The organism is Brevundimonas sp. GCM10030266 (assembly GCF_042666595.1).
In the GTDB taxonomy this organism is placed as follows: domain Bacteria; phylum Pseudomonadota; class Alphaproteobacteria; order Caulobacterales; family Caulobacteraceae; genus Brevundimonas.
The window spans coordinates 196,545-212,469 of the sequence record NZ_JBHTCY010000005.1 but is presented as its reverse complement, the minus strand read 5'-3'; the positions used below and the strand labels follow the sequence as shown (position 1 = coordinate 212,469).

The following is a 15,925-nucleotide window of genomic DNA, read 5'->3' as shown; positions in this document are numbered from 1 at the left end:
CGCATGTCCCAGACAGGACCGGCCGCGCGGCCGCTACAGACCACCCGATCCATCCTTCTCGGCTTCCCGGCGGCCCTGTTTGCCGGCGGGCTGATCAGCGACATCGCCTATCTGCGGACCGAGGTGATCCAGTGGACCAATTTCTCCGCCTGGCTGATCGCGGGCGCGGAGGTGTTCGCAGGGGTTCTGCTGGCGTGGTCGGCGATCAGCCTGATCGTGCAGTGGCGGTCGCCGGAGCGGACCTCCGCCCTGCTGCTGGTCGGCCTGCTCGCCGCCGCCTTCGTCATCGGCTTCCTGAACTCGCTTCAGCACAGCCGGGACGGCTGGAGCTCGGTGGGGACGCCGGGGCTGGTGATGTCCATCGCCTGCACCTTGCTGGCCCTCGCCGCCGCCTGGATCGGAACCGCCCAGGCCATCCGGGAGGGAGCCCGATGATGCGCCGCCTGCTCGCCACCTCCGCCCTGACGCTCGCCGTCGCCGTAACAGCCTGTGGGCGTCCCGCCGAGAACCTGAACCAGACCGGGCCGAACCCGGAACTGCCGGACCGGAACGAGACCCTGATCCCGCCGATGAAGATCGCCTCGCCGACCGGCTGGGACGGCGCGCTTCCGACCGTGCCGCAGGGCTTCCGTATCACGGCGATGGCTACGGACCTCAAGATCCCGCGCCAGATGCTCGTGCTGCCCAATGGCGACATCCTCGTCGCCGAGGGCTCCGGCGGAAATGCGCCCAAGCTGCGGCCCAAGGATGTGATCGCCGGGGTCATCAAGGCCGGCGGCAGGTCGTCGGTGAAGGGCGGCAACCGGATCACCCTGCTGCGCGACGCGAACGGCGACGGCACGCCCGAGGTGCGGACAGTCTTCATCGAGAACCTGGACGCCCCCTACGGCCTCGCCTTCGTGGACGGCAATCTCTACGTCGCCAACCAGGACGCCCTGCTGCGCTTCCCCTATCAGGAGGGGCAGACCCGGATCACCGCGCCGGGCGAAGTTCTGACCCGCCTGCCGGCCGAGGTGAACCACCACTGGACCAAGTCGCTGACCGCCAGCGCCGATGGGACCAAGCTCTATGTGGGCATCGGCTCCAACAGCAATGTCGGCGAGCGCGGCATGTCCGTGGAAGAGGAGCGGGCGGTGGTCTGGGAGATCGACCGCCTGACCGGCGCGCGCCGGACGATCGCCACCGGTATCCGCAATCCGACCGCCCTGGCCATCGAGCCGACCTCCAGCCAGCTGTGGGCCGTGGTCAATGAGCGGGACGAACTCGGACCGGAACTGGTGCCTGACTATCTGACCTCGGTGCGGGACGGCGCCTTCTACGGCTGGCCCTACAGCTATTGGGGCAAGACTGTCGATCCGCGCATCCGCCCGGCGCGTCCCGATCTGGTCGAACGCGCCATCGCGCCCGACTATGCGCTTGGCTCACACGTCGCCGCTCTGGGCCTCAGCTTCGCCACGGAGGGTGGGTTCGGCGGACGGTTCAGCCAGGGCGCCTTCATCGGCGAGCACGGCAGCTGGAACCGCCAGGACCTGTCGGGTTACAAGGTCAGCTGGGTCGCTTTCAGCAATGGCCGCCCGGTCGGCCAGCCGGTCGATTTCGTCACCGGCTTCCTCGCTGACGGCAAGGCGCGCGGCCGCCCGGTTGGGGTCACCTTCGACCCGCAACGCCGCATCCTGTTGATCGCCGACGACCTGTCCAACACCGTCTGGCGGGTCGCGCCCGCCGGCTGACGAACGTCTGGAGAGCCTACTTCTGCCGTGGGCTCTCCAGCCCTTCGAAGGTTGTCACCAGTTCCCCGGCCCGGCGCGCCTTGAGCGCCCGCGCCAGCTGCTCGGCGGCGATCCGCACCTCGGCCTGCATGTCGGTGTCGCGGTCCAGCGCCTCGTGGCTGGTCGCATAGGGCTCCCAGTAGCCGATGTAGCGGTCGATCTCCGCATCCGGCCCTGCGGGCGTGAACTTCATGAACTTCAGCCAGTCCGACACCGACCGGCGCACATTCTCCGCGCCCTCGACATCCCCGTGCACAACCACGGAGAAGACCCGGCCCTGCAGGTGGCGCGGATAGGCCCAGCCCTTCAACTCCTCGGCCTTGGCCAGCTTGGCGTCCTTGCCCTGTGTCAGGGTCGGATCAGGATTGCCGCCGTCCGCGCAGACCAGCCGGTCCATCATCAGCTTCATCGGACTGGACACCTGATACCAATTCACGGGGGTGACGACGAAGACGCCGTGCGCCTCCACCCACATGGGGTAGATGTCGTTCATCCAGTCGTGGACCTGCCCCAGCGAATAGTTGGGATAGCAACTGCACGGCCAGTGGCAGAGCGCCGCCGCCGTCGAGAAGCAGGCCTTGCAGGGATGGATGTCTCGTCCGTACTCGCTGGCCAGCCGGGACAGGTCCAGCACCCTGGTCTCGATCCCCGCCTTCTCCAGCACGCGCTGGGCGGACGACACCAGCCGGAAGCTCTTGGACATCTCCCCCTGACAGGTGTGCTCCGAGCGCGAGGACCCGTTGATCAGCAGCACCCGCAGCGGGCCTTTCCCGTCCTCGAACCGGACCTGCGCTTCGTCGATCATGGCCCTGGCGTTGATCCAGTCCTCGGACAGGTCGTAGTCCGGATCGGCGTAGCCATTGCCCGCCTTGCGGGTCACCGGCGACTTGCGGCCGTCGCGATAGGCCTCCCAGGCGATGGCGGCGAGCTTGTCCAGCGCGTCCCGCATCGGGGTGAAGGCCGGGTCCCGGAACTGGCTCAGGTAGCGCTCGGTGAAGTCCGGCTTCGTCAGCTTCGGAGACGGCATGCCCTTGCGCGGATCGGGCGCCGCGCCGGTGGTTTTCGACTTGGCCACCTCAGGCGATCCCGGCGCCGCCGGTGACCCCATAGACCTCGCCGGTGGTGAAGCTGGCGGCGGAAGAGGCGAGCAGGACATAGACGGGCGAAATCTCGATGGGCTGGCCGGGACGCCCGAAGGCGCTCTGCTCGCCGAAGTTTTTGACCTTCTCCATCGGCTGGCCGCCGGAGGGCTGCAGGACAGTCCAGAAGGGACCCGGCGCGACCGCATTGGCGCGGACGCCCTTCTCGATCAGCTGTTTGGCCAGCGCCTTGGTGTAGGCGACGATCCCTGCCTTGGTGGTGGCGTAGTCCAGCAGGATGGCCGAGGGCTCATAGGCCTGAATGGAGGCGGTGGTGATCACCGCCGCGCCCGGCTCAAGATGCGGTGTGGCCGCCTGGACGATCCAGTGCAGGGCGTAGAGGTTGGTCTTCATCGTGCGGTCGAAGTCTTCGGTGGTGACCTCGTCCACGGTTTCCCGGAACTGCTGGCTGGCGGCGTTGACCACCAGAGTGTCCAGACCGCCGAAGGCGGAGACCGTCCGCTCCACCAGTTCACGGCACCACTGCTCGTCCGTGATGTCGCCGGGCAGGGCCAGCGCCTTGCGGCCGGCCTTCTCGATCAGGGCGATCACCTCGGCGGCGTCCGCCTCCTCGGACGGCAGATAGGAAATGGCGACATCCGCCCCTTCACGCGCATAGGCGATGGCCACGGCCCGACCGATGCCGGAGTCGCCTCCGGTGATCAGGGCGCGCCGCCCCTCCAGCTTGCCCGAGCCGACATAGCTCTCCTCGCCATGGTCCGGCTTGGGCTCCATCTTCCGCACCAGACCGGGGGCGGACTGGGGCTGCTCGGGGAAGGGGGGCTTGGGGTACTGTTCGCGGGGGTCTTGCAGGGCGGGGCGGTCGGTCATGTCGTTCGCTCATGTTTGGGGGCACCGTGACAACCTGAGCCGTCCGCAGGCGTTCCGCGTCCTCACCGAAACCGCCACTTCATCACCAGCACCAGACTGGCCATGACCAGGGCGCAGCCGTTGGCGACGATCAGCGGCCACGCCTTGATCAGGACGCCGTAGGCCACCCACAGCACGAAGCAGCTGACGGTCAGGGAATAGGTCTTCAGCGACACCGCCGACGCGTCCTTCTCCCGCCAGATCTTGACCGCCTGCGGCGCAAAGCTGGAAATCGAGCAGAGGGCGGCGAGCGTCCCGATGATGTTGGCGGCGAGCGTGGCGGACATGCCGTCGAAACCGCAGCGGGAGGGCGTCGTTCCGCCGCTGGCTGGACGTCGACCGGATAAACGAAACCCCGGTTCGGGGGGGCGACCGAACCGGGGCTTCCATCAGGAGTGAGCGTAAGGGGCGCTCGCCCGACCAACCGGCGTATGCGCCGCCGGTTCCATGATGCTCAGTCGTCGTGTCGGCCCTCGGCGAACTCTTCGACCATCTTCGCGCAGAAGGCGGGCAGATCGTCCGGATTGCGCGAGGTGACCAGGCCATTGTCGACCACCACCTCCTCATCGACCCAATCGGCGCCGGCGTTGGTCAGGTCCGTCCGGAGCGAGGGCCAGGACGTCATGCGGCGCCCCTTGACCACGCCCGCGTCGATCAGGGTCCAGGGTCCATGGCAGATGGCGGCGATCGGCTTGGACGCCTTCGCGATGGCGCTGATGAAGGCGATAGCCTCATCTTCCAGACGAAGGGCGTCCGGATTGATGACCCCGCCCGGCAGAAGCAGGCCGTGATATGCGGCGGGGTCGGCCTCCGAAAGGGCGCGATCCACCGGGGTCCGGTCACCCTTGTCGTGGTGGTTGAAGCCCTGGATTTCACCGGATTTGGGCGACACGATCTCGACCGTGGCGCCGGCGGCCTTCAGGGCCTCGACGGGCTTGGTCAGTTCGACCTGTTCGTACCCGTCGGTGGCGAGCACGGCGATGGTTTTGCCTGAGAGAGATGCGGACATGGATGTCTCCTTGAAGTGGGGAGGAACCGGTTCGGACGGGTCTGGTTGACGGGCGAGTGTCGGAGCCCCGGCGAGAACGGAGGAACAGGTGATGGGCGAGAAGCAGAGCGAGGGCCGCCGGAAGAACGGGGCCATGCCGGCAGGTCGGCCGGACCAGACGACCTCCGACCGCGACGTGGAGAAGGTCGGCGAACAGTCACGCCAAGCCGCGGGACCGGATGGCCCGGACGCGACCGAAGTCGGGGAAACCTTCAAGCGACAGCCCCGCTGAAGCGACGCGCCGGAGCGATCCTGTCAGGATGGCTCCGGCGCGTCGCCCGGCTCAACGCGCCGCGTCGGCGTTGGTCTCGTCCAACTGGTCGACCATCTGGCTGTGACTGCGAACGACCGGCAGGGTCTCGGCCACCCAGGCCTTGAGCGCGTCATTGTCGCCCATACGGCCATAGTTCTCGAGCAGCATGGTGGTCTCGTTGTGGGCGGCCTCCTGCTGCTGCAGATAGACGCGGTCAAAGTCCTGGTCGCTGGCGCCGCGAAGGTTGTCGATCAGGCCCTGATGGCGTTGATCCAGCGCGGTCGGCACGGTGATGTTGGCCGCCGCCGCGATGGGCTTCAGGGCGTCGCCGGCCTTGGTGTGATCCGCGACCATGCTTTCGCCCAAGGCCTTGATGCGGGGATTGGTCGAGCGCTGGGCGGCGATCCGGCCCGCCTCGACCTCATACATGCCGCCGATGGCGGCGTTGCTGACGAAGGACGCAGCCGTCAGGGCGCCCGCTGGCCCGGCGACCGTGCCGACCGCGCCGGCTGCGGCGTCCTGGGTGGTGTTCACCGCCTGGTTCTGCTGATCCGGAGCGCCGCCGTTCTCCTGCTGACAGGCAGAGATAGTGAGGGCGAACGCGCCGGCGGAGAGAAGAAGTATGCGTTTCATCGAAACCTCCCTTGTAGGCTTTCGCAATCGGTGGGGTCGGGAGGGGTTCCTTTGCGGCGCCAGATGAACCCGGGCGACCGGGGGGCGTTTTCCGGACCCGCACCGCTGGAAATGCGAAATGTCCGATTACACCCTCTACTACTGGTCAGCGCCGTTCCGGGGCGAGTTTGTCCGGGCCGTTCTGGCCTTTGCCGGGAGAGACTGGGTCGAGGCCGGAGACGAGCGGATTTCGGCCCTGATGGAGGGGCCGGTGACGGCGATGCCCGCGCCCTTCATGGGACCGCCGGTGCTGGTCGATGAGGGCGCCGGTTTCGCGGTCTCCCAGATGCCGGCCATCCTTCTGTATCTGGGGGAAAGTCTGGACCTGCTGCCGTCCACGCCCGAGGGGAGGGCGCTGTCGATCAAGGTGGTCAATGACGCCAACGACGTCATTGATGAGCTGACGCTGGATGGCGGGCGGCAGATGTGGACGCCGAAGCGCTGGGCCGAGTTCGAGCCGCGCCTCCGCAAATGGATGTCCCTGTGGGAAGAGACCGGTCGCCGTCACGGGCTGAAGAAGGGATCCGGCCACCTGCTTGGCGGTGATCAGCCGGGCATCGCCGACATCGTCACCGCGACCCTGTGGACCACGATCAGCGATCGTTTCCCGTCCCTGGAAGCCCTGCTCCGTGATGAGGCACCGCTGACCGCCGCCCTGTCCCGGCGTGTCGCCGCCCTCCCGCCGCTCGCCGCCCAGGCCGCCAGATCGAGAGAGGCCTACGGCGAGACCTGGAGCGGGGGGCGGATCGAGGCATCCCTGCGAAGGGTGTTGGCCCAAGGGTAAGCCTGGTCTCGCGGCCAAGATCTGACCAGAACTTCTGTCGACCGGACTGCTGATGCGGTCAGACGTCAGCCCAGCGTCCGCACCTTCACCGCCCCTGCACGACGGCGCGGCGTGACAGCTGTGTGCTGTCCCATCTGCTGGAAGGTCAGGTCCACCAGACCGTCGCCGACCTGAAGACCGGTGACGTTCAGACGATCGATCCCGGCGGGCAGCACCGGGTCATCGATCTCGACCACACCTTCCAGGGCGTCGATGTTCACGCCCAGCGCGGACTGAAGCATCAGGAAAACCGAGCCCGCCGCCCAGGCCTGCGGCAGGCAAGCGACCGGATAGGCGATCGGCGGTTCGCCGGTCATCCGCTCGAAGCCGCAGAACAGCTCCGGCAGACGCATCTGGAAATGGCTGGCGGCGGCGTAGATTTCGTTCAGGAGCAGGGCGACCGCGCGGCGTTCGCCGTACTTCGCCATGCCTGCCGCCGCCATGGCGGTGTCGTGTGGCCAGACCGAGCCGTCGTGATAGCTCATCGGATTGAAGCGGGCCTGCCCGGTCGCCAGCGTCCGCACGCCCCAGCCGGATCGAAACTCCGCCGACAGCATCCGCTTCGTCACCTTCAGCGCCCGGTCTCGCGAAGGCAGGCCGGTGAACAGCAGGTGGCCCGCGTTGGAGCCGATGGCGCGGCATTGCTCGCCGTCGCCGTCCAGGGCGATCGCGTAGAAGCCCTCGTCCTCCATCCAGAAGCGATCCTCTACGAGGGCGCGGGTCGCCTCGGCGCGCGATGTCCACTCGGCCTGGCGATCATCGCCCAGCACAACCGCCAGATCGGCCATCGCCCGCCAGGCGGCGAAGGCGTAGCCCTGAACTTCCAGCAGGGCGACGGGGCCCTTGGGGAAGCGGCCGTCGGCGTGGAAGATGGAGTCCTCCGAGTCCTTCCAGCCCTGATTGGACAGGCCGGTGTCGGCGCCGCGCTGATAGCTGATCAGGCCGTCCTTCCGGATGTCGCCGTAGTCGGTCATCCAGCGGGTGGCCGCGATCAGATTGGGCCACAACTCGCGGATCAGGGCGAAGTCGCCGGTGCGTCGGGCGTAGGCGCCCGCCAGCGCCACGAACAGGCAGGTGGTGTCGACGCCGCCATAATAGAGGCCGAACGGCACCTCGCCGAGCGCGCTCATCTCGCCGCCGCGCGTCTCGTGCATGATCTTGCCGGGCGCGCTGTCCTGGAAGGCCGAGACCTCCGTCGCCTGTCGCTTGGCCAGATAGGTCAGGACGCCCCGGGCCAGCGACGGATCGAGCCACAGCATCTGCCAGGCGGTGATGATCCCGTCCCGCCCGAAGGGGGTCGAGAACCAGGGCACGCCCGCATAGGGATAGGGACCAGTCGGCAGGTCGGTGGTCAGCAGGGCCACGTCGGCCCGGCTCTGATCCAGCCAGTCGTTGAAGCGGGGGCTGCGCGGTCCCCTCAGTGAGGCGCCCCTGCGACGGCGGCGACGCATCGACAGCCGCGCCTCGATGGCGTTCAGCCGGAAGCGGGCTTCGTCCGGCTGCTCGCAGCGGTCCGGCCCGCACTCGATATAGAGGTCCACCCGCTTGCCCTTGGGCAGGCTGAACATGAAATCGGCCTTGGATCCGGTCAGCCTCGCCGGCGGCTCGGAGAAGGACAGGCAGGCATTGCGCTGGACCTCGTCCAGACCGGTGTAGCCGAAGCCGACACGGCGACCGTCGGTGGTCGGCGGGGCGATTGTTCCGTGCTTGAGACGAGGCGTCCCACGCACCTGGAAGATGTCGGCGAAGTCGGCGGCGAACTCGAACGACAGCGGCAGCAGGACGTCCTCGACGCCGTGATTGACCATCCGGACCCGCTCGAACATTCGTCGGTCGCGAATGAAGCGCCGCCGCTCGATATGCAGCACACCCGCCGGGGCGGAGCGACCGCCCATCGGGGGCAGGGGGCGGTTGGTCGTGTGGCAGATGAAGAAGACATTGTCCTGACTGACGCCGGAGCTGAGCCGCGACGGGCGGGCGCCGCCCACGGTCATGACGAAGCGCGACAGCAGCCGGGTGTCATGGTCGAACAGACCGTCGGCCCCGCCCTTCAGGTCGCCCCAGTGGTCGGCGACACAGAAGGTGTCGGCGTCCTTCAGCGCCATCAGCTGCTCGAGGCCGTCCACCTCGCCGCTGTCAGCCGCGGTCGTCTGCACCGAATAGGCGTCGTCCATGAGGCTCCTCGACGGCGGTTCAGGTCAGTCCTGAGCCTTCCTCCCGAATGCGGACGCTGATGGTCCGCTTGGTACGGTAATGGACGAACCCGGCGCGGGTTCAGGCCGTGGCCGCGAAACTGCGTTCCTCGTCCAGCGGGCGCAGCGGCGTCACTACATCGGCCAGCGGCGCCTCGGCGAACGGGCGGCGGGCCAGCAGGTCGCCGTAGACGTCGAGATAGCGCCGGGCCATGGCGGTGGCCGAGAAGCGCAGTTCGAACCGGGCGCGGATGGCGTCGCGATCCAGCAGGTGGGCGCGGCCCGCGGCGGCGACGGCCTGTTCCATGGTCTCGACAAGGAAACCGGTCTCGCCGTCCTCGATCACCTCCGGTGTCGAGCCGCAGCGGAAGGCGACCACCGGCGTGCCGCAGGCCATGGCCTCGATCATCACCAGCCCGAAAGGCTCGGGCCAGTCGATGGGGAAGAGCAGGGCCTCGGCGCCGCCCAGGAAGGCGGACTTCTGATGGTCGCCGATCTCGCCGACGAACTCGACCAGCGGATTGTGCTCGACCATGGGACGGATCACCGTCTCCCAGTAGGCCTTGTCCGCGGCGTCGACCTTGGCGGCGATCTTCAGCGGCTTGTTGAGCATCGTGGCGATCTCGATCGCCCGATCCGGCCGCTTCTCGGGCGAGATGCGACCGAGGAAGGCGAGGTAGCCTTCCGATTTCGGGCTGTACGCATAAAGGTCGGACGGCATGCCGTGATGCACCGTCGCCTTCCAGGCGGCGAAGGGCAGGGGGCGGCGCTGGTCATCCGAAATCGACACCAGCCCGAACTGCGGCCAGCGGTCGTAGACGCCGGGCAGGTCCTTCAGGTCCAGGCGCCCGTGCAGGGTGGTCAGGGTCCTGTCCGCGAACCGCTCGAAGAACGGGAAGTGGATCATGTCGGTGTGGAAATGGATGACGTCGAAGTCGTCGGCGCGCTTCAGGACCTCCGACAACATGACCATGTGGGCGGCGAGGTCGGACTTGAGCGGAGCCGGATCGAGGCGGATTGCCTGATCCCGCACGGGGATCAGCCGCGCCCGGGTCTCGGCCTCGGCCGAGGCGAACAAGGTGACGTCGTGACCCAGATCCACAAGGGCGTCGGTCAGATGCGCCACCACCCTTTCGGTGCCTCCGTACAGGCGGGGCGGAACGGCCTCATACAGAGGGGTGACCTGCGCGATCTTCATGGCGATGAGCTCCCGACGCCCGCACCCGCGTGACGTCCGAATCGCCCAACCTTCTCGCAAGTGCGAAGTTCCGTGAGTGGTGTTATTTTACCGGGGATCAAACGGTTAGGCTGAATATCATGTCGGACACCCGACTTTGAGCTGTGTGCGGGTGCGGTTTGATTTGGTTGGGATCAGCAGCCGGATTTGGCGGATCATGGCTTGGCTGGCCGTTTGAAATCGAGCGTTCTGCGGGCGGCGACCATGAATGTCGTGTTTTGGATAGGCGCCCAATGTCCGCTTCTGGCGCTTCGCGGAACAGGAAGCTGATATCGTTCTTGGAGAGACGTGCCGATCCGGGGATGTCCCAAGAAGCGCCAACCCGCCAGCTTCCCGGGGCATGTCTTACCGATGATCCCAATGGCTGAGATCGAGGTTTTACAGGGGTTGTATAACTCATTGTTTTTGTTGAGTTCGGAGCGGTCGGGCTTTACGCCCTAAGTGTCGGTTTACTCGTCGGAAATCTCAGATTTTGGTACCGTCATTCTAGGTTCGAGTCCTGGTTCCCCAGCCATCCGCTCCCACGACAACTGAACGCTTTCAGAGCCGTCCTGATCGAGCGGTCTTCCTGCTGTCGCGCGCTGTCCCCACGCTGCCGCTTTCGCCCTGCCTCCCGCATTCCGGCCTTCGACCAAAGTCGCTCTGACGTTCGGCGAGTCCCGGTGTCACCCTGCCTGCAATGATCGCCGTCTGAAGGCGTCACAACGGTCGATAACGACCCTGCTGGGAGGCAAATGCATGACTGACACCACCATCGGTACGCCAGGTCAGGGAGGGGTGGGGGAGCCGGAACACGAAGTCGATCGCAACGACAAGCTCGTGATCCTGGCGTCCTCGGTCGGCACCGTGATTGAATGGTACGACTTCTATCTGTACGGCTCCCTGGCCGCGATCATCACCGTCCAGTTCTTCTCGGGCGTGAACGAGACGACCGGCTATATCTTCGCCCTGATGGCCTTCGCCGCCGGCTTCGCCGTGCGTCCGTTCGGCGCCATCGTCTTCGGGCGTCTGGGCGATCTGTGGGGTCGCAAGAACACCTTCCTCGTCACCATGCTGCTGATGGGTCTGTCGACCTTCGTCGTCGGTTTGCTGCCGCCCTATGCGGTCATCGGCATCGCCGCGCCGATCATTCTGGTGCTGATGCGCCTGATCCAGGGCCTGGCCCTTGGCGGGGAGTACGGCGGCGCCGCCACCTACGTCGCCGAGCACGCCCCCAAGGGCAAGCGCGGCTTCTACACCTCCTTCATCCAGATCACGGCCACCGCCGGTCTGGTGCTCAGCCTGATCGTCATCCTGGGCGTGCGCTTCGCCGTCGGCGAGGAAGCCTTCGCCGAGTGGGGCTGGCGCATTCCGTTCCTGGTCTCGATCCTGCTGCTGGGCGTGTCCCTGTGGATCCGCCTGAAGCTGGCCGAGAGCCCGTCGTTCAAGCGCATGAAGGCCGAAGGCAAGGGCTCCAAGACCCCGCTGAAGGACTCGTTCGGCAAGTGGCCGAACCTGAAGCTGGTGCTGATCGCCCTGCTGGGCCTCACCGCCGGTCAGGCCGTCATCTGGTACACCGGCCAGTTCTACGCCCTGTTCTTCCTGGAGCGGGTGCTGAAGGTCGACGCCTCGCTGGTCTACATCATGCTGACCATCGCGCTGCTGGCCGCCTCGCCCTTCTTCATCTTCTGGGGCTGGCTGTCGGACAAGGTGGGTCGCAAGCCGATCATCCTGGCCGGCTGCCTGATCGCGGCGGTCACCTACTTCCCGCTGTTCAACGCCCTGACCGAGGCCGCCAACCCCCGTCTGGCCGCCGCCGCCGCCTCGGCGCCGATCACGGTCTATGCGGATCCGGCCGACTGTAACGTCCAGTTCGACCCGGTGGGCAAGACGGTGTTCAACCACTCCTGTGACCTGGCCAAATCCTATCTGGCCAAGGCCGGCGTGACCTACACCAACGTCGACGCTCCGGCCGGCACGGTGGCAGAGGTTCGCATCGGTGACCAGATCGTGGTTCCGAGCTTCCGCGGCGAGGAAATGTCGTCGGCCGAGTTCGGCGCCGCCAAGAAGACCTGGGACGCCAGCCTGGGTGAGGCTCTGACCACCGCTGGCTATCCGGCCAAGGCCGACAGCGCCCTGGTCAACAAGCCGATGGTCGTGCTGATCCTGTTCATCCTCGGCTTCTATGTGACCATGGTCTACGGCCCGATCGCCGCCGCCCTGGTCGAGATGTTCCCGACCAACATCCGCTACACCTCGATGTCGCTGCCCTATCACATCGGCAACGGCTGGTTCGGCGGCTTCCTGCCCACGACGGCCTTCGCCATCGTGGCGGCGACCGGGAATATCTACTCCGGCCTCTGGTATCCGATCATCGTCGCGCTCGGCACCGTCGTTCTGGGCTTCCTGTTGGTCAAGGAAGGCAAGGATGTCGATCTGAACGCCTGACGAAACCCTCTCCCCGAGCCGAAGGGCGGGTCGATCTCCGGATCGGCCCGCCTTTCTCTTGGCGGAAACGCCGGAAGACCGTCTAGATAACCGTGATGTACGCCCTCATCATCCTGACGCTGGTCGCCGCCTATATGGCGGTGCTGTTCGCCATCGCCTGGCGGGGCGAGCAGCGTGGACCGGCGACACCCGGACGACGGTTCGGGCCATGGGCCTACGCCCTGTCGCTGGCCATCTACTGCACATCCTGGACCTACTACGGCGCGGTCGGCACCGCCGCCCGGAACGGCTGGGAATATCTGCCCATCTATCTGGGGCCGGTGATCGGCATCGTGGTGCTGTTCCCGATCTGGAGGCGGATCACCGCCGCCGCCCGGCGTGAGAACATCGGCTCCATCGCAGACTTCATTTCCTCGCGCTATGGTAAGAGCCAGACCCTCGGCGCCCTGGTCGCCTGTGTCGCCATCGTCGGGTCGGTGCCCTACATCGCCCTGCAGCTGAAATCGCTGTCGATGGCGTGGCAACTGCTGACCGAGGGCACCGCCGTCGCGGGATCGGAGCAACTGACTGTCAGCGTGATCGCGGTGGTGCTGGCGGGCTTCACCATCCTGTTCGGCGCGCGTCGTCCCGACCTGACCGAGCACAACAGGGGGCTGATCCAGGCCATCGCCCTGGAGTCCGTCGTCAAGCTGGCGGCCCTGGTCGCGGTGGCGATCTTCGCGGCCGTGCTGCTGTTCGGTTCGCCCGATCCCGGAGCGGCCGTGGCGGCCCTGGGCGGGCTGGGCGCGCCGCCGGTGATCGACAGCCGGTTCGTCGCCATCGCCCTGCTGGCGACCCTGGCCATCTTCTGCCTGCCGCGCCAGTTCCACGTCGGCTTCGTCGAGGCCGCCGAGCCGGGTCACATCCGGCGCGCCCGCTGGGTATTTCCGATCTATCTGGTGATCACCTCCGTGGCCGTCATCCCGCTGCTGGCGGCCGGGGGGCTGTTCACGACCATCGCCGACCCGGACTTGTTCGTTCTGGCCCTGCCGTTCCAGCAGGACGCCCGCATCCTGACGGCGGTGGTGTTCGTCGGCGGCTTCTCGGCGGCGACCGCCATGGTGATCGTCGAGACCGTCGCCCTGTCGGCCATGGCGTCCAACAGCCTGATCCTGCCGCTGCTGGCCCGTGATCGCTGGCGGGCGCGCGAGGATGCGTCGGACATGGCCGGCGCCATCCTGCAGGTTCGCCGCATCGTCATCTGCGTCATCCTGTTCCTGGCCTGGCTTTATTTCCAGGCGACCGACCGCTCCAGCGGCCTGGCGTCCATCGGCCTGACCTCTTTCGCCGCCCTGGCCCAGCTGGCGCCCGCCCTGTTTGGCGCGGTGCTCTGGCGGGGCGGGCATGCCAAGGGGGCCATCGCCGGGATCACCGTCGGGTCGGCGGTCTGGCTGGTGCTGCTGGCCATGCCGCAGATCGCATCGGCGCTCGGGGCGGCGGAGACGAACCTGCTGCAGTTGCAGGATCCCCTGCCGCTGGGCGTCTTCCTGAGCCTCGGCGCCAACGTCGTCTGCTATGTGCTGGTGTCGCGCGCGGCCCAGCCCCGGCTGATTGATCGGGTGCAGGCCCGGGCCTTCGTGGACCGGATCAGCCCGGATTGGCGCGAGCGGAGCACCGCGCCATCGGGGGCGTCCGTCGGAGACCTGAAGACCCTCGTCGCCCGCTTCGTCGGGGACGCCGGGGCGGAGCGCGCCTTCGCCGCCTTCGGGCGGGAGACGGGACGATCGCTTAAGGACGCCGACCCCGCCGACGCCGGTCTGGCCCGGACCGCCGAACGGATGCTGGCCGGGGCGGTCGGCGCCTCCTCGGCCCGCCGGGTCATCTCCGCCGCTCTGGCGGGGGGAGGGCGGGCGCCCGAGGATGTGGTGCGGATGCTCGATGAGGCGTCCCAGGCGGTCCAGTTCAACCGCGAACTGCTGCAGGCCACGCTGGACAACATCGACCAGGGCGTCAGCGTGGTGGACGAGGATCTGCGCCTGATCGCCTGGAACGCCCGCTATATCGAGCTGTTCGACCTGCCCTCCGGCTTCGTCCACGTCGGTCAGCCCATCGCCGCCGTCTATCGTCTGAACGCCGAACGGGGCGAGGTCGATGAGGCGGACATGGCGACCTGGGTGGAGCGCCGGCTCGACGCCCTGCGCCGCCGCGCGCCACACGACCACGAGCGCGTCCAGCCCAATGGACGGATTCTGAAGTCGACCGGAGCGGCCATGTCCGGCGGCGGCTATGTGACCTCCTACACCGACATCACCGAACTGCGGCGGGCGGCGCAGGCGCTGGAGGAGGCCAATGAACAGCTCGAGGCCCGCGTCGCGGATCGCACCGAACGGCTGAACGAGGCGCGCCAGACGGCGGAGGACGCGGTGGCCTCCAAGACCCGGTTCCTGGCCGCGGCCAGCCATGACCTGCTGCAGCCCCTGCACGCGGCCCGCCTGTTCATCGCCGCCCTGAAGGACGAGGGCGGGGACGGCGCGGCGCGCGATCTGGCCGAGAACGCCGACCGGTCGATCGAGAGCGCCCACGGCCTGCTGAAGGCCCTGCTGAACCTGTCACGGCTTGAGACGGGCGGCGTCAGCCCCGCCGTCGGCCCGCTGTCAATCGAGGCCCTGTTCGCGGATCTGAGGCGGGAGTTCACGCCTCTGGCCGCCGCCAAGGGGCTGACATTGCGGATCGTCCCGTCGCGGCTGTGGGTCGCGTCGGATCGCGATCTGCTGCGCTCGCTGCTGCAGAACCTGATCGGCAATGCGATCCGCTATACCGACGACGGCGGGGTTCTGATCGGCGTGCGCCGGGCCGGCGACGGCCGCCTCAGGCTGGAGGTCCATGACACCGGACGCGGCATCGCGCCGGATCAGCAGGAGGCGGTCTTCGCCGAATTCACCCGCCTGCCGGGGCGGGGCGGGGATGAGGCCGGGGTCGGGCTGGGACTGGCCATCGTGCGCCGCGTCGCCAGCCTGCTGGAGCATCCGCTGACGCTGCGGTCAGAGGTCGGGCGCGGGTCGGTCTTCACGGTCTCGGCGCCGGTGGCGGCGCCCGTCGCCAGCCGCCCGGCGCCGGTTCGCCAGGCCCCGGGCGCGACGATGCCGCTGGCGGGGTTGCGGGTGCTCTGTGTGGACAATGAGCCGGCGATCCTTGAAGGCCTGGCCGCCCTGCTCAAGCGATGGGGCGCCACGCCGGTGACCGCGCCGGACGCCTCGACGGCGCTTGATCTGGCCGGAACCTCGGCTTTCGATGCGGCGCTCGTCGACCTGCACCTCGGCCATGGCCGCGACGGTCTGTCGGTCATCCAGGCGCTGCGCGGCCTGGGGCTGGAGCAGATCGCCCTGATCACCGCCGACGCCGAGGAGGATCTGCCGGACCGCGCCGCCGCGGCGGGCGCGGTGCTGCTGTCCAAGCCGGTCAAGCCCGCCGCGTTGAAGGCCTTCCTGTCGAGCCGCCGCCGTCAGGCCTGAGTTC

12 protein-coding genes are annotated in these 15,925 nt (G+C 67.7%); 5 read left to right on the top strand and 7 right to left on the bottom strand.

Annotated features, from left to right (window positions below; genetic code table 11):
- The first annotated feature begins 3 nt into the window (after window positions 1-3).
- Window positions 4-435 carry a DUF2231 domain-containing protein gene (locus tag ACFQQC_RS15805; RefSeq protein ID WP_376863473.1) on the top strand — a complete coding sequence of 144 codons (432 nt, stop codon included), beginning with the start codon at window positions 4-6 and terminating at the stop codon, window positions 433-435.
- Window positions 432-1,730 carry a PQQ-dependent sugar dehydrogenase gene (locus ACFQQC_RS15800; RefSeq protein WP_376863471.1) on the top strand — a complete coding sequence of 433 codons (1,299 nt, stop codon included), beginning with the start codon at window positions 432-434 and terminating at the stop codon, window positions 1,728-1,730. Before ACFQQC_RS15805 ends, ACFQQC_RS15800 begins: the two co-directional genes overlap by 4 nt.
- Window positions 1,731-1,746: 16 nt before the next feature.
- Here ACFQQC_RS15800 and ACFQQC_RS15795 read toward each other — a convergent pair whose 3' ends face one another.
- The 5 genes from ACFQQC_RS15795 to ACFQQC_RS15775 all read right to left on the bottom strand — a co-directional run bounded on the left by ACFQQC_RS15795 (window position 1,747) and on the right by ACFQQC_RS15775 (window position 5,712).
- A complete protein-coding gene (locus ACFQQC_RS15795) occupies window positions 1,747-2,844 on the bottom strand; it encodes a flavodoxin family protein (RefSeq protein WP_376863470.1) in 1,098 nt (365 codons plus the stop codon).
- A 1-nt stretch (window position 2,845) separates the two neighbouring features.
- On the bottom strand, window positions 2,846-3,739 hold the full coding sequence (locus ACFQQC_RS15790) for an SDR family oxidoreductase (RefSeq protein ID WP_376863469.1): 894 nt from the start codon (window positions 3,737-3,739) through the stop codon (window positions 2,846-2,848).
- A gap of 62 nt (window positions 3,740-3,801) precedes the next feature.
- Window positions 3,802-4,065: a SemiSWEET family sugar transporter gene (locus ACFQQC_RS15785; RefSeq protein WP_376863468.1), complete on the bottom strand. Its 264-nt coding sequence runs from the start codon at window positions 4,063-4,065 to the stop codon at window positions 3,802-3,804.
- A gap of 167 nt (window positions 4,066-4,232) precedes the next feature.
- Window positions 4,233-4,787: a type 1 glutamine amidotransferase domain-containing protein gene (locus ACFQQC_RS15780; protein ID WP_376863467.1), complete on the bottom strand. Its 555-nt coding sequence runs from the start codon at window positions 4,785-4,787 to the stop codon at window positions 4,233-4,235.
- Between the two features lie 322 nt (window positions 4,788-5,109).
- Window positions 5,110-5,712 carry a DUF4142 domain-containing protein gene (locus tag ACFQQC_RS15775; RefSeq protein ID WP_376863466.1) on the bottom strand — a complete coding sequence of 201 codons (603 nt, stop codon included), beginning with the start codon at window positions 5,710-5,712 and terminating at the stop codon, window positions 5,110-5,112.
- Window positions 5,713-5,830: 118 nt separating this feature from the next.
- On the opposite strand from ACFQQC_RS15775, the gene ACFQQC_RS15770 reads away from it, so the two are divergent.
- Window positions 5,831-6,535: a glutathione S-transferase gene (locus ACFQQC_RS15770; RefSeq protein WP_376863464.1), complete on the top strand. Its 705-nt coding sequence runs from the start codon at window positions 5,831-5,833 to the stop codon at window positions 6,533-6,535.
- Between the two features lie 65 nt (window positions 6,536-6,600).
- Here the strand turns inward: ACFQQC_RS15770 and ACFQQC_RS15765 are convergent, their stop codons facing one another.
- Together ACFQQC_RS15765 and ACFQQC_RS15760 are read right to left on the bottom strand one after the other, a co-directional pair.
- On the bottom strand, window positions 6,601-8,748 hold the full coding sequence (locus tag ACFQQC_RS15765; protein ID WP_376863462.1) for a glycogen debranching N-terminal domain-containing protein: 2,148 nt from the start codon (window positions 8,746-8,748) through the stop codon (window positions 6,601-6,603).
- A gap of 100 nt (window positions 8,749-8,848) precedes the next feature.
- Window positions 8,849-9,964: a glycosyltransferase family 4 protein gene (locus ACFQQC_RS15760; RefSeq protein WP_376863461.1), complete on the bottom strand. Its 1,116-nt coding sequence runs from the start codon at window positions 9,962-9,964 to the stop codon at window positions 8,849-8,851.
- Between the two features lie 777 nt (window positions 9,965-10,741).
- Between ACFQQC_RS15760 and ACFQQC_RS15755 the strand changes: the two genes are divergently transcribed.
- Both ACFQQC_RS15755 and ACFQQC_RS15750 read left to right on the top strand, forming a co-directional pair.
- Window positions 10,742-12,430: an MFS transporter gene (locus ACFQQC_RS15755; RefSeq protein WP_376863460.1), complete on the top strand. Its 1,689-nt coding sequence runs from the start codon at window positions 10,742-10,744 to the stop codon at window positions 12,428-12,430.
- A 95-nt stretch (window positions 12,431-12,525) separates the two neighbouring features.
- Entirely contained in the window at window positions 12,526-15,921 is a 3,396-nt protein-coding gene (locus ACFQQC_RS15750) for a PAS-domain containing protein (protein ID WP_376863459.1), read from the top strand.
- Window positions 15,922-15,925 lie beyond the last annotated feature (4 nt).